Here is a 12404-nt window from a genome sequence, read left to right on the forward strand (position 1 = left end):
GCGGGCGGTTTCAATGAGGCTCGAAGACGCTGCGGCCACAAAGGCTTGGATGGGCGCGGCATCGTTGCTACAAGATGACGCAAAGATCAGGTGACGAGGCGGGAAGAGGGACATGCGGCTGATTTGCCCGAATTGCGACGCGCAATACGAAGTGTCCGATGATGCCATCCCGGCCGAGGGCCGCGACGTCCAGTGTTCGAACTGCGGGCATGGCTGGTTCCAGCGGCCAAGCGCGATCTTCTCGGTGCCGCTGCCCGCGGCCGCGCCAGAAGAGGCTCCGCCCGCGGCGGCGCCCCCCGCCTGGCTTTCCGAGACGCCGCTGCCGCAGTCCGATCCGACCCTCGGCACGCCCGAACCCGGACGCGGGCCGGATTCGGCCGACGAGGATCCGCCCGGCGAGGACGACGACGATGCCGCGGTCCCGCCCGCGGCCGTGGCCCCTCCCAGCCGCAGCCTCGACGAGGGCCTGCTTGCCGTCCTGCGCGAGGAAGCCGAGCGCGAGGCCGAGCAGCGCCGCAGGGAAGGCGCGGGCGAGACGGTGATCGCCCCGGTGCCGGACCCTTCCGTGCTGCCCGACCAGCGGCCGGCGCTGGCGCAGGTCGTGGCCTTCCAGCCCCCGGCCGCGCCGCCGATGCCGCAGGCACCCCTGGCCGAGCCGATGCCGCGACCCCGGCGCGACCTGCTGCCGGACATCGAGGAGATCAACTCGACCTTGCGGTCCAGCGTCACGCGCCCCGGCGCCGGGGACGAGCCCGCGCCGCCGCCGCGTCCGTCGCGCGCCTCCTATCGCGCCGGGTTCTTCCTGATGATCGTGGTCGCCCTGCTTCTGGCCACCGGCTATCTGATGGCACCGCAGATCGCGGCCGAGATGCCCGGGGCCGAGCCCGCGCTGCGCCGCTACGTCGCCGCGGTGGACGAGGCGCGCCTGCTGCTCGACCGGCTGCTGCAGACCGCCCGTCAGGCAGTGCAGGACGCCGCTTCCTGAGCTAGTACATATCGAGCAGGCGGCGCAGGTAGTCGCGCTCGATCTCGGGGCGCGTGAGGTCGCCCGAGCGGCGGCGGATCTCGTCCAGCAGGTCCTGCGCCCGGCGATAGACGTCCTCGCCCTGCAGCATGTTGCGATCCGAGCCGATCCGGCCCGTCTCGCCCGGTTCGCGGCCCAGCGGGTCGCGCTGGCTGTTCGGATCGGCCCGGCCGAAGGCCTCGCCCTCGCCCTGGCCGTTCTGCTGGCGCTGCTCCTCGGCCATCGCCTCACCCAGGTCGCGCATCCCCTCGCGCAGCGACTCCATCGCCTCGGCCTGCCGGTCGAGTGCGCCGGGCAGGTCGCCGTCACGCAGCGCCCGCTCGGCCTCTTCCATCGCGCGGCCGGCGTCGTCCAGCGACCGGCGGCCGCTTTCGCCGCGCTCGCTGCCCGCGCCGGGAAGCTGGCTGTCGTTCATTCCGTTCAGCCGGTTCTTCAGGTCGCGCTGCCGGTCGGCAAGGCTGCGGCCGTCCTGGCCCTCGCCCTCGCCGGGTTGCTCGCCGCCACGAGGCTCGCCGTTCGGCCCGCGCTGCAGTTGCTGGAACGAGTCATCCGACAGGCCCTGCTGGTCGCGCAGCGTCTCGGAGAGGTCGCGCATGGCCTGGTTGCCTGGCCCCTGGCCCTGGCCCTCGCCCATCGTGACCTGCATGTTCTCCATCAGCTGACGCATCATCTCCATCAACTCGGCCGCCTCGGCCATCTTGCCCTGCTCCATCAGCTCCTGCAGCTTGTCGAGCATCTCCTGCAGCTGGTCGCCCGACATCTCCATGGTCTGGCGGTTCTCGGACTGCTGCTGGTCGGGATTGCGCTGCGCCTCCTCGGCCAGTTCGCGCATGTAGTTGTTCAGCGCCTCGCGCATCTCGTCCATCAGCTTCTGGATCTCGTCCGGCGAGGCGCCGTTGCGGATCGCCTCGTCCAGCCGGTCCTGCGCGCGGCGCAGCGCCTCCAGCGCCGAGGCGAGGTCGCCCTCCTCGACCATCAGCGCAATCTCCCACAGCTGCTCGGCGATCTCGTCGCGGGCGGTGGGCGTCAGGGTCGCAGCCTCGGCATCCAGCCGGCGCATCAGGACGCGGGTGCGCAGGAAGGCGCGCTCGTTACGGAAGAGGCCCTCGGGCGAATGGGTGATCGCGTGCAGGATCTGCGCCGTCCGCGGCCCGTTGGCGGCGGTCCAGAGCAGGTCACGGCGCAGCTCGATCAGCGCGGAGGCCAGCGGATCGAAGAAGCGCCGGCCCGGCAGCACGACCTTCAGCGTGGGCGAGGAGCCCTCCTGCATCGCGGCATCGGTGACCGTCAGGTTCAGCACCACGGGAAGGTTCGCGAAGGGATGCTTGGACAGGTCATCCACCAGCGTCTCGCTGAACTCGGCCCGGTTGCCCGAGATCGGCAGCGGCAGGTCCAGCGTCACAGGCTCGCGCGGCTCCGGCTCAGCCACCAGGCCGAAGCGGCGGTCGACGGCGGCCAGATCCAGCGCGATCACCGCCCGCCCGCCCGTCACGCCATAGTCGTCCTGCGCCGAGAAGGTCAGCTTCATCCGGCCGTCCGCCTCGCGGCTCATCTCTCCCTCGGTCGAGACGGCGGGCGGCGCATCGGCCAGCGCCATCACGCGCCAGGCGCGCCCGCCCTGGCCGTCGATGGTGATCGAGCCGGTCTGGCGGACATCGAAATCCTGCGCGGGTCCCGGGACCGGCTCGCCGACCGGCCGGCCCGAGACGGTCTCGGTCACGCCAAGATCGCCCACCTCGCCGTAAAGCCGGACCTGCACGCGGCTGCCGACCGGCAGGGTCACGTCGGGCGTGTCGATCTCGTTGAGGTAGAGCGAGGGCTTGCCGGTGTAGCCGGGCGGCTGGGCCCATGCCTCCCAGCTTGGCCCGCCGACCATCGCCTCGGCCCCGCCGGGACCGAGGCCGGCAACCGAGCCGAGCCGCCACACCGAGCCGAACATCAGCGCCACGACCAGCGCGGTCAGCGCGACGTAGCGCAGCGCGAAGGGGTCGCGGCGAGCCAGCCGCAGGTCAGGCGGCACGGCACGGGCCTGTGCCGCACGCTCGGCCATGCGGGCACGGTGCGCCTGCCAGATCGCCCGCGACCAGGGGTCGGAGGTGCCGATCGCCTGCTGGTCGATCATGGACGAGATCGGCCGCCCCGGCAGCGAGGCATCGAGCCGCCCCAGCGCATCCGCACGCGAGGGCCGGCGGAAGCCGCGCAGCCCGAGCCCCAGCGCCACCAGCGCGCCCAGCCCCGCCACGGCAAGGCCGCCCCGCACCCAGTCGAGCGGCAACAGGTCCTGAAGCCCGAAGACCAGCGCGGCCATTGTCGCGATCAGGATGGTCCAGACCGGCCAGAACGCGCGCGCCAGACGCTCGGCCCAGAGCCCCGCCCAGGTCAGGCGGAGCGGCCAGATCAGCCGTTCCAGAGCCGTTTCGGTCGCGGGATCCGGGGTTTCGCGTGCCATGCGCCTCGCCTGAAACAGGCTGCGCGCGTCACAGCCATTCGGGAATGCTATCTCGCTTCAGGATTTCGTCAAACGTCGGTCTCGCCCGAATGACGGCGAAGTGATCCCCGTGAACCAGCACCTCGGGCACCAGCGGGCGCGAGTTGTATTCCGACGCCATCACCGCGCCATAGGCCCCGGCCGAGCGGAAGGCGACCAGATCGCCCTCGGCCATCGCGGGCAGGAGGCGCCCCTTGGCGAAGGTGTCGCCGGTTTCGCAGATCGGCCCGACCACGTCATAGGGCTGCGGCTCGATCCCCGGAGCGGCTTCCTCCACCGGCACGATGTCGTGGTGCGCGCCATACATCGAGGGCCGCACCAGATCATTCATCGCCGCGTCGAGGATCAGGAAATCCCGCCCCTCGCCGTGCTTCACATAGATCACGCCGGCCACCAGCACGCCCGCGTTGCCCGAGATCAGCCGGCCCGGCTCGATCTCGATCTCGCAGCCGAGATGGCCCACGGTGCGCTTGATCAGCGCCCCGTATTCCAGCGGCAGCGGCGGCGCCTCGTTCGAGCGGGTGTAGGGGATGCCGAGGCCCCCGCCGAGGTCGAGCCGGCGGATGTCGTGGCCCTCGGCGCGCAGCCGTTCGGTCAGTTCGGCGACCTTCAGATAGGCCTGCTCGAAGGGTTCGAGTTCGGTCAGCTGCGAGCCGATGTGGACGTCGATCCCCACCACCTCGAGACCGGGCAGCGCCGCCGCCTCGGCATAGACCTCGGCTGCGCGGGCGATCGGGATGCCGAACTTGTTCTCCTTCTTGCCCGTTGCGATCTTCTCGTGCGTGCGGGCATCGACGTCCGGGTTCACCCGCACGGCGATCGGCGCGCGCAGGCCCATGGAGTGGGCCACCTCGGACAGCGCCCGCATCTCCGGCTCGGATTCCACGTTGAACTGGCGGATGCCGCCTTCCAGCGCCGTCCGCATCTCCTCGCGCGTCTTGCCGACGCCCGAGAACACGATGCGGTCGCCCGGCACGCCGGCCGCCTTCGCGCGCAGGTATTCCCCGCCCGAGACGACGTCCATCCCCGCGCCGATGTCGCCCAGCACCTTCAGCACCGCGACGTTCGACAGCGACTTGATCGCGAAGCAGACCATGTGCGGCAGCGGCGAGAGCGCCTCGGTGAAGAGGTGGTAGTGCCGCGTCAGCGTGGCGGTCGAATAGCAGTAGAACGGCGTGCCCACGGTGGCCGCGATGTCGGACAGGCGGACATCCTCGGCGTGGAGCGTCCCGTTGCGGTAGAGGAAATGGTCCATGTCTTCTCAGGTCACGGGGCGCGAACGCAGGAACAGGTAGAGCGGCAGGCCGCAGGAGACGCCGATCAGGAAGGTGGCCGGGATCGCCACAAGCGCGATCCAGTTCTTCCGGGTGAAGGTCTCGGCCAGGATCCAGACGGTCAGCGTGATGGCCGAGATCGTCAGGTCCCAGACGAGGCCGGTGGTCGAGGAATTGACATACCAGGCGTCAATCATGCCGCCGAAGCCCTCGCCCGTCTCCAGCATGTAGGAGACGAAGTGGAACATCGGATGCGTCGCGCCCCAGATCGCGAGGGCAAGGAAGATCATTCGCAGCGGCGACATGTCAGAGCGCACTCCCCAAACCAATTGCAAGGTTACCGATACCAAATCCTGTGCCGACAGAAGCCCCATGCGGCCCGACTCCCACGCGCGCGGCCCCGACCCGCGTCGAGACGCCGGGATGGACGCCGACGCCACCCGGACCCACGCCGACGCCCACGCCGACATGCGGCTCGGAGGGCTGGGCACAGGCCGCGAGGCCGAGCGGGAGGAGGAGCGCCCACCGCATCGTCAGTTGCCCTGAATGCCGAACTCGGCGGTGCCGCCGATCGTCAGGCCCGGCTGGACCTCGACCGGCTCGTTGGTGCCGGGTTTCAGCGGCGGACCGTCGATGCCGCAGCCCGCGAGGGCAAGGACGAGCAGGATCAGCGGTCGCGTCATGCGGTCATCCCCAGATGCTGCTTCCAGCGCGCCACCTGCGCGCGGACGTTGTCGGGCGCGGTGCCGCCGTAGGAGATGCGGCTGCGCACCGAGTTCTCGACGCCAAGGACGGCGAAGACATCCTCGCGGATGCCCGGGTGGACCGCCTGCATGTCGGCAAGCGTCAGGTCCGGCAGGTCGCAGCCCTTGCCCTCGGCCATCGCGACCAGCGTGCCGGTGACGTGATGCGCCTCGCGGAACGGCAGGCCCAGCTCGCGCACCAGCCAGTCGGCCAGATCCGTCGCGGTCGAGAAGCCCGAGGCGGCGGACGCCACCAGTGCCTCGCGGTTGGCCTGCATGTCGGCGACCATCCCCGTCATCGCGGCGAGGCCCAGCATCAGCGTGTCGGCGGCGTCGAAGACCTGCTCCTTGTCCTCCTGCATGTCCTTGGAATAGGTCAGCGGCAGGCCCTTCATCACGGTGAACAGCGCCACCGCCGCGCCCAGCACCCGGCCCAGCTTGGCGCGCAGCAGTTCCGCCGCATCGGGGTTCTTCTTCTGCGGCATGATGGACGAGCCGGTTGTCCAGCGATCGGACAGCCGCACGAAGCGGAACTGCGCCGAGGACCAGATCACCAGCTCCTCGGCGAAGCGGGACAGGTGCATGGCGCAGATCGCCGAGGCCGACAGGAACTCCAGCGCGAAGTCGCGGTCGCTGACCGAATCGAGGCTGTTCGCCGTCGGCCGGTCGAAGCCGAGCGCCTCAGCCGTCATGTGGCGGTCGATGGGAAAGCTCGTCCCCGCCAGCGCCGCGGCGCCCAAGGGGCATTCGTTCATCCGCGCGCGCGCGTCCACGAAGCGCGACCGGTCGCGGGCCAGCATCTCGACATAGGCCATCATGTGATGGCCCCAGGTCACCGGCTGCGCGGTCTGCAGGTGGGTGAAGCCCGGCATCACCCAGTCGGCGCCGGCCTCGGCCTGCGAAACGAAGGCCTTCATCAGCGCCTCGATGCCGGCGATGGCAGCGTCGCACTGGTCGCGGACCCAGAGGCGAAAATCCACCGCCACCTGGTCGTTGCGGCTCCGCGCCGTGTGCAGCCGGCCGGCCGGCTCGCCGATCAGCTCCTTCAGCCGTCCCTCGACGTTCATGTGGATGTCTTCCAGCTCGACCCGGAACGGGAAATGTCCGGACTCGATCTCTGACAACACCGTGAGAAGGCCTTCCCCGATGGCCTCTGCATCTTTAGTGCTAAGGATGCCTGTCGCCGCCAGCATGGCGGCATGGGCGCGCGAGCCTCGGATGTCCTGCGCGAAAAGCCGCTTGTCGAACCCGATCGAGGCGTTGATCGCCTGCATGATCGCGTCCGGTCCGGCGGCGAAACGCCCGCCCCACATGGCGTTGGCGGCGGAGGAGGAGGGGGCTCGGTCGGACATGGAAAGCCTTCGGGAGGTGGAATGCTGCGTCTGCTGTTTGCCGTGATCTACACGGCCTTGACCTTCGGTGCAAACGGCGCGGCGGCCGGACCGGCGGAGGCTGCGGCGATGCGCACGGGCGACATGCGCAAGCTGGTGATCCACGACGCGCCCAGGCCGCTGCCCGAGCAGGGGCTGGTGGCGCTGGACGAGGCGCCGAGCAGCCTCTCGGACTGGAAGGGCAAGTGGGTGGTGGCCAATTTCTGGGCGACCTGGTGCGCCCCCTGCCGCGAGGAGATGCCGACGCTCGACGCGCTTCAGGCCGCCATGGGCGGCGAGCGCTTCGCGGTGGTGACGGTGGCGACGGGCCGGAACGCGGTGCCAGCCATCACCCGCTTCTTCGAGGAGGCCGGCGTGAGGCACCTTACAGCGCTGCGCGATCCGAAGTCGGCGCTGGCCCGGCAGATCGGGGTGATGGGCCTGCCGGTGACGCTGGTCCTCGACCCTGAGGGCCGCGAGGTCGCGCGGCTGATCGGCGACGCGGTCTGGGATTCGCCAGAGGCCCGCGCCGTCCTTGCCGAGATGATGGACTGACCCCCGTCAGCGGGAGGGGATCGTAAGCCCCCGCTGCACTGCCGGCCGATCCAGGAACCGCTCGAGCCAGGCGGGAACAGCCGTCAGGCCACCCCAGCCCGCCAGATCCGCCGCCTTGTAGAAGTCGCGCAAGGCCCGCAGCCAGGGGCAGATCGCGATGTCGGCGATGGAATAATCGCCCGCGATCCACTCGCGCCCCTCCATCGCGCCCTCCAGCACCTTCAGCAGCCGCTCGGCTTCGGCGCGGTAGCGCTCCTTCGGGCGCGGATCCTCGATCTCCTTGCCGGCGAAGTGGTGGAAGAAGCCGAGCTGGCCGAACATCGGCCCGATCCCGCCCATCTGGAACATCAGCCACTGCAGCACCTCGTAGCGCCGGTCCTCGGGCAGCAGCCGGCCTGTCTTCTCGGCGAGGTAGATCAGGATCGCCCCGCTTTCGAAAAGGGGGAGCGGCCTCCCATCCGGTCCCTCGGGGTCGATGATCGCCGGGATCTTGTTGTTCGGGTTGAGCGACAGGAACTCGGGGCTGAGCTGGTCCTTCGTCTCGAAATCCACCAAGTGCGCGTCGTAGGGCAGTCCCAGCTCTTCCAGAGCGATCGAGACCTTCACGCCGTTCGGTGTGTTCAGGGAGTAGAGCTGGATCGCGCCGGGGGTGCGCGGTGGCCAGCGGCGGGTGATCGGAAAGGCGGAAAGGTCGGTCATGCGGTCCTCCGGTCAGGCCTGCCGACCATGGGATGTCGGCGCGAGGGAAGACAAGCCTCGATGCCGCCCGAGGTTCCGGCCAGTCCGGGAGGCGGCCTGGAACGGGTGGATGCGGAACGGCCGTCCCTGTGGATCGGATGGCGGCCGTCTGACCAGCACGGGGACGCACCGGAAGACGACAGCCGCCGCGGGCTTTGCGTGGCGGACTGTCAGTTCTCTGGAGGCTCGGACACCCGTCGGGACCGCCCCGTCACATCTTCAGCGCCAGATGCGGCGACAGCACGTCGATCTCCAGCGCCCGGCCGACAGCGTAATAGGTCAGGTGTCCGGCATGGGTGTTGAGACCGGCCAGCAGGTGGGGGTCCTCTTCGCAGGCGCGTTTCCAACCCTTGTCGGCGAGCGCCAGCAGGAAGGGCATGGTCGCGTTCCCCAGCGCCAGCGTCGAGGTCCGCGCCACCGCGCCCGGCATGTTCGCCACGCAATAGTGCATGATCCCGTCCACCTCATAGATCGGGTCCTGATGGGTGGTCGGGCGCGAGGTCTCGAAGCAGCCGCCCTGGTCGATGGCGACGTCCACGATCGCCGCCCCGGGCTTCATGGTGGAAAGTTGCGCCCGGCTGACCAGCTTCGGCGCTGCCGCCCCCGGGATCAGCACCGCGCCGATCACCATGTCTGCCTCGGCGACCAGATCCGCCGTGTTGCCCGCCGAGGCATAGGAGGTGCGGAACAGGCTGCCGAAGGCCTCGTCGAGCGTCCGCAGTCGCGGCAGCGATCGGTCGAGCACGGTGACATCGGCGCCCATCCCGGCCGCAATGCGCGCTGCGTGAGTGCCCACGACACCACCACCGATCACCACGACCCGCGCCGGCCCCACGCCCGGCACGCCGCCGAGCAGCACGCCGCGACCGCCATTGGCCTTCTGCAGCGTCCACGCCCCGACCTGCGGCGCAAGGCGCCCCGCCACCTCGGACATCGGCGCCAGCAGCGGAAGGCCGCCCCGCGCATCGGTCACCGTCTCGTAGGCGATGGCGGTCACGCCCGAGGCCAGCAGGTCCCGCGTCTGCTCGGGATCGGGCGCAAGATGCAGATAGGTGAAGAGCACCTGACCCGCCCGCAGGCGCGCCCGTTCGACCGCCTGCGGCTCCTTCACCTTCACGATCATCTCGGCCTCGGCAAAGACCTCCTCGGAGGTATCGACAAGCCGGGCACCGGCCGCGCGATAGTCCTCGTCCGGGAAGCCGGACCCGATGCCGGCCCCGGCTTCCACGATCACCTCGTGGCCATGGAATCGGGCCTCACGCGCGGCATGGGGCGTGAGGCCCACGCGGAATTCCTGCGGCTTGATCTCCCTGGGGCAGCCGATCCTCATCACTTTCCTCCCTGCGTGATTTTGACACAGGATGCACGGGAGCCGGCGGTGGTGCTTTGAAATCTCGCGTGACGGCAGCAGAGGAGGGCGGTAGCTTCTTCCGCGAAACCCGCCCTCAGCCGAAGAACCTTGCATCCGAATGGAACTTGACGCGACAGACCGCCGAATCCTGACCGTCCTGCAGAAGCAGGGCCGCATAACCAACGCCGAACTGTCGGAACGGGTGAACCTCTCGCCCTCGGCCTGCCACCGCCGCGTGCAGCGCCTGGAGGAGGAGGGCTTCATCGCGGGCTACGTGGCGCTTCTGGATGCGCGCAAGCTCTCGCGGCCCACGACGGTCTTCGTGGAGATCACCCTGCAGGGACAGGCCGACGAGGTGCTCGAGGCGTTCGAGCGCGAGGTGGCACGGGTGCCGGACATCCTCGAATGCCACCTGATGGCCGGGACGGCGGATTATCTCCTGAAGGTCGTCGCGCAGGATACCGAGGATTTCGCCCGCATCCATCGCCAGCATCTCGCGCGCCTGCCCGGCGTGGCGCAGATGCATTCGAGCTTTGCGCTGCGGACCGTGTTCAAGACGACGGCGATCCCGGTCTGACCGCGGCCAGGGCCCGCTGCGGCCGCCCGGCATCGGGCGGCCAGCCTGTCGTCAGACGCGCTTGAAGCGCAGGAAGGTGAAGAGCCCGCCCGGACCCATCGGCGCTTGCTCGATCACCTCGAGGCGCTGATCGCCCGTCACGCGCTCGATCGCGAAGTCGGAGTGCCAGCCCAGCGTGTTCTCGAACCGCGCCAGCGCCTTCTCGACGGCGGCCAGCGGGCCCTTGTCGCGCGCAAAGTGGTTCACGATCACCACCTCGCCGCCCCTGCGGCAGACGCGGGCCATCTCGGAGACGACGCGCTCGGGTTCCGGCACGACCGAGACGAGGAACATGGCCACCACGGTGTCGAAGGTCTCGTCGGGAAAGTCGAGCTCGCGCGCATCCATCTGGCGCAGCTCCTTCACCGGCTTCAGGCCGAGTTCCTCGACCTTGTCGCGGGCCTTGGCCAGCATCTCGTGCGAGAAGTCGATGCCCGTGACGGCGACCCGATGGCTGTAGAGCGGCAGCGAGAGACCCGTGCCCACGCCCACCTCGAGCACCTTGCCGCCACGCGCGTTCACATGCGTGGCCGTCCGGCGTCGCGGGCTTTCGCTCACCTTGCCGAAGGAGAAGTCGTAGATAGGCGCCCAGCGCTTGTAGCTCCGGCTTACCGCGTCCAGTTCCATGCGTCCGTCCCTCTGTGGTTGATCTCAGCTGCGCCAGCGGCGCAGGTAGTTCCCAATCGACATGGCGGTGACCGCGGCATAGGCGAGGCCGACAAGCACCATCAGAAGCCAGAACCGCGTGACGAGGAGCCCCAGGACGATGACCGTGCCGATCAGCACGAAGATCGTCTTGTCCCGCGGGATTCGCATCGCCTTCGGCGATATTGTGGGGATCCGGCTCGTCATGAGCAAGCCGACCAAAGCGAGGTAGACCCCATAGGCCATCGGGAAGGCCGAGGCATCGACCAGCCCCTGCAGCGACATGAAGATCGGCAGCAGCGCCAGAAGCGCCCCGCCCGGGGCCGGCACGCCGGTGAAGTGCGGCTTGGCGCCCGGCGGCAGCGGCTGGTCGCGGTTCACGTTGAAGCGTGCAAGCCGCAGGCAGCCGCAAAGCGTATAGACCAGCACGAAGACCCAGTTGGTCGAATAGGTGCCGGCCAGCGCGTACTGGTACACCAGAAGCCCCGGCGCGACGCCGAAGTTCAGGAAATCGGAAAGCGAATCGAGTTCGGCGCCGAACTCGGACTGCGCGTTGAGGCGGCGCGCGATCAGCCCGTCGAGCCCGTCGATGGCGGCGGCGAAGATGATCAGCATGGCGGCGATGTCGAACCGCCCGACCATGATGAAGCGGATCGCCGTCAGCCCGGCGCAGAGCCCCGTGATGGTCACGAGGTTCGGCAGCAGCATCAGCAGGGGCAGGGTCCGCTCGTCGCGCCGCAGCATGGCTCAGATGCTCGCGCCGGTGCGGCGCGCCTCCGTGCTGGCGAGGTCGGCGATCACCGTCTCGCCCGAGATCATGGTCTGGCCGAGGCAGACCAGCGGCTGCACGCCCTCGGGCAGGTAAACATCGACGCGCGAGCCGAAGCGGATCATGCCGAAGCGGTCGCCGGTGCCGAGCGTCGCGCCCTCCTTCACCTCGCAGAGGATGCGGCGGGCGACGAGGCCCGCGATCTGCACCACGCCGATCTGGCGGCCGTCCGCGAGGCGGATGGCAAGGCCGTTGCGCTCGTTGTCCACGCTCGCCTTGTCGAGCGAGGCATTGAGGAACTTGCCGGGGCGATAGGCGATCTTCGTGATCGTGCCGCCGATGGGCGCGCGGTTCACGTGGCAGTTGAAGACGTTCATGAACACCGACACGCGGGTCAGCGCGGCGTCGCCCATCCCGAGTTCCGCTGGCGGCACGGCGGGCTCGATCAGCGAGATCACGCCGTCGGCTGGGCTGACAAGCAGCCCCTCGCGCATGGGGGTGACGCGGATCGGATCGCGGAAGAAGTAGTAGCACCAGACCGTGAGGATCACGCCGATCCAGCCGAGCGGTTCCCAGATCAGGAACAGGATGAGCGTGACGGCGGCGAAGATGCCGACGAACTTGAAGCCCTCACGGTGCATCGGCTTGATGAAGGTGGAGAGCAGGTCGATCGCCATTCTTGAATGCCTTCTGACATGGGTCCGGGCCCAAGGTTAATGGCGGGATAAAAGCATTCGGGCCCGCCAATGCAACCCTGAGGGACAGCTCGACGCTGCGCGCCTCTGCCGCACCGGGGAAAGAAAAACCCCCGACACTTGCGCGACGGGGGTC

Annotated in this window: 13 protein-coding genes; 3 read left to right on the top strand and 10 right to left on the bottom strand. The window is 69.3% G+C overall.

The annotated features are described in order from the left end of the window. Positions 1-112 precede the first annotated feature (112 nt). Entirely contained in the window at positions 113-985 is an 873-nt protein-coding gene (locus tag CK951_RS02440; protein WP_096784653.1) for a zinc-ribbon domain-containing protein, read from the top strand. 1 nt (position 986) lies between these two features. On the opposite strand, the gene CK951_RS02445 is transcribed toward CK951_RS02440, so the two are convergent. From CK951_RS02445 to argH, 5 genes are all read right to left on the bottom strand, one after another. Next, entirely contained in the window at positions 987-3473 is a 2487-nt protein-coding gene (locus CK951_RS02445) for a TIGR02302 family protein (RefSeq protein ID WP_096784654.1), read from the bottom strand. Positions 3474-3501: 28 nt separating this feature from the next. Then, positions 3502-4767: a diaminopimelate decarboxylase gene (gene lysA, locus CK951_RS02450; protein WP_096784655.1), complete on the bottom strand. Its 1266-nt coding sequence runs from the start codon at positions 4765-4767 to the stop codon at positions 3502-3504. Between the two features lie 6 nt (positions 4768-4773). Continuing rightward, the gene (locus CK951_RS02455) at positions 4774-5091 is read right to left on the bottom strand and encodes a DUF2834 domain-containing protein (RefSeq protein WP_096784656.1); all 318 of its coding nucleotides are present in this window, start codon (positions 5089-5091) and stop codon (positions 4774-4776) included. 228 nt (positions 5092-5319) lie between these two features. Then, positions 5320-5469, bottom strand: a complete 150-nt coding sequence (locus tag CK951_RS02465; RefSeq protein ID WP_096784657.1) for an argininosuccinate lyase — start codon at positions 5467-5469, stop codon at positions 5320-5322. Further along, entirely contained in the window at positions 5466-6881 is a 1416-nt protein-coding gene (gene argH / locus CK951_RS02470; RefSeq protein WP_096784658.1) for an argininosuccinate lyase, read from the bottom strand. Before argH ends, CK951_RS02465 begins: the two co-directional genes overlap by 4 nt. 21 nt (positions 6882-6902) lie before the next feature. Here argH and CK951_RS02475 point away from each other — a divergent pair, with 21 nt between their 5' ends. Then, a complete protein-coding gene (locus tag CK951_RS02475) occupies positions 6903-7454 on the top strand; it encodes a TlpA disulfide reductase family protein (RefSeq protein ID WP_096784659.1) in 552 nt (183 codons plus the stop codon). 6 nt (positions 7455-7460) lie between these two features. On the opposite strand, the gene CK951_RS02480 is transcribed toward CK951_RS02475, so the two are convergent. Continuing rightward, positions 7461-8153 carry a glutathione S-transferase family protein gene (locus tag CK951_RS02480; RefSeq protein ID WP_096784660.1) on the bottom strand — a complete coding sequence of 231 codons (693 nt, stop codon included), beginning with the start codon at positions 8151-8153 and terminating at the stop codon, positions 7461-7463. A 250-nt stretch (positions 8154-8403) separates the two neighbouring features. Then, positions 8404-9522 carry an alanine dehydrogenase gene (gene ald, locus CK951_RS02485; protein WP_096784661.1) on the bottom strand — a complete coding sequence of 373 codons (1119 nt, stop codon included), beginning with the start codon at positions 9520-9522 and terminating at the stop codon, positions 8404-8406. A gap of 139 nt (positions 9523-9661) precedes the next feature. Here ald and CK951_RS02490 point away from each other — a divergent pair, with 139 nt between their 5' ends. Beyond that, a complete protein-coding gene (locus CK951_RS02490; RefSeq protein WP_096784662.1) occupies positions 9662-10120 on the top strand; it encodes an Lrp/AsnC family transcriptional regulator in 459 nt (152 codons plus the stop codon). A 51-nt stretch (positions 10121-10171) separates the two neighbouring features. Here CK951_RS02490 and CK951_RS02495 read toward each other — a convergent pair whose 3' ends face one another. Genes CK951_RS02495 through CK951_RS02505 form a run of 3 tightly spaced genes read right to left on the bottom strand, consistent with a single transcriptional unit; the run spans position 10172 to position 12250 of the window. Further along, positions 10172-10786, bottom strand: coding sequence for a class I SAM-dependent methyltransferase (locus CK951_RS02495; RefSeq protein WP_096784663.1), 615 nt, complete (start codon positions 10784-10786; stop codon positions 10172-10174). Between the two features lie 24 nt (positions 10787-10810). Continuing rightward, the gene (gene pssA / locus CK951_RS02500) at positions 10811-11548 is read right to left on the bottom strand and encodes a CDP-diacylglycerol--serine O-phosphatidyltransferase (RefSeq protein ID WP_096784664.1); all 738 of its coding nucleotides are present in this window, start codon (positions 11546-11548) and stop codon (positions 10811-10813) included. Positions 11549-11551: 3 nt separating this feature from the next. Then, positions 11552-12250: a phosphatidylserine decarboxylase gene (locus tag CK951_RS02505; protein WP_096784665.1), complete on the bottom strand. Its 699-nt coding sequence runs from the start codon at positions 12248-12250 to the stop codon at positions 11552-11554. Positions 12251-12404: the final 154 nt, after the last annotated feature.

The organism is Rhodobacter sp. CZR27 (genome assembly GCF_002407205.1).
GTDB lineage: Bacteria > Pseudomonadota > Alphaproteobacteria > Rhodobacterales > Rhodobacteraceae > Cereibacter_A.

Bases quoted from the DNA above. Each gene is read 5' to 3' on its own strand.
- CK951_RS02490 (WP_096784662.1), top strand. From the start codon at position 9,662: ATGGAACTTGACGCGACAGACCGCCGAATCCTGACCGTCCTGCAGAAG.
- CK951_RS02475 (WP_096784659.1), top strand. From the start codon at position 6,903: ATGCTGCGTCTGCTGTTTGCCGTGATCTACACGGCCTTGACCTTCGGT.
- CK951_RS02455 (WP_096784656.1), bottom strand. From the start codon at position 5,091: ATGTCGCCGCTGCGAATGATCTTCCTTGCCCTCGCGATCTGGGGCGCG.
- lysA (WP_096784655.1), bottom strand. From the start codon at position 4,767: ATGGACCATTTCCTCTACCGCAACGGGACGCTCCACGCCGAGGATGTC.
- CK951_RS02480 (WP_096784660.1), bottom strand. From the start codon at position 8,153: ATGACCGACCTTTCCGCCTTTCCGATCACCCGCCGCTGGCCACCGCGC.
- CK951_RS02495 (WP_096784663.1), bottom strand. From the start codon at position 10,786: ATGGAACTGGACGCGGTAAGCCGGAGCTACAAGCGCTGGGCGCCTATC.
- pssA (WP_096784664.1), bottom strand. From the start codon at position 11,548: ATGCTGCGGCGCGACGAGCGGACCCTGCCCCTGCTGATGCTGCTGCCG.
- ald (WP_096784661.1), bottom strand. From the start codon at position 9,522: ATGAGGATCGGCTGCCCCAGGGAGATCAAGCCGCAGGAATTCCGCGTG.
- CK951_RS02445 (WP_096784654.1), bottom strand. From the start codon at position 3,473: ATGGCACGCGAAACCCCGGATCCCGCGACCGAAACGGCTCTGGAACGG.
- argH (WP_096784658.1), bottom strand. From the start codon at position 6,881: ATGTCCGACCGAGCCCCCTCCTCCTCCGCCGCCAACGCCATGTGGGGC.
- CK951_RS02505 (WP_096784665.1), bottom strand. From the start codon at position 12,250: ATGGCGATCGACCTGCTCTCCACCTTCATCAAGCCGATGCACCGTGAG.
- CK951_RS02440 (WP_096784653.1), top strand. From the start codon at position 113: ATGCGGCTGATTTGCCCGAATTGCGACGCGCAATACGAAGTGTCCGAT.
- CK951_RS02465 (WP_096784657.1), bottom strand. From the start codon at position 5,469: ATGACGCGACCGCTGATCCTGCTCGTCCTTGCCCTCGCGGGCTGCGGC.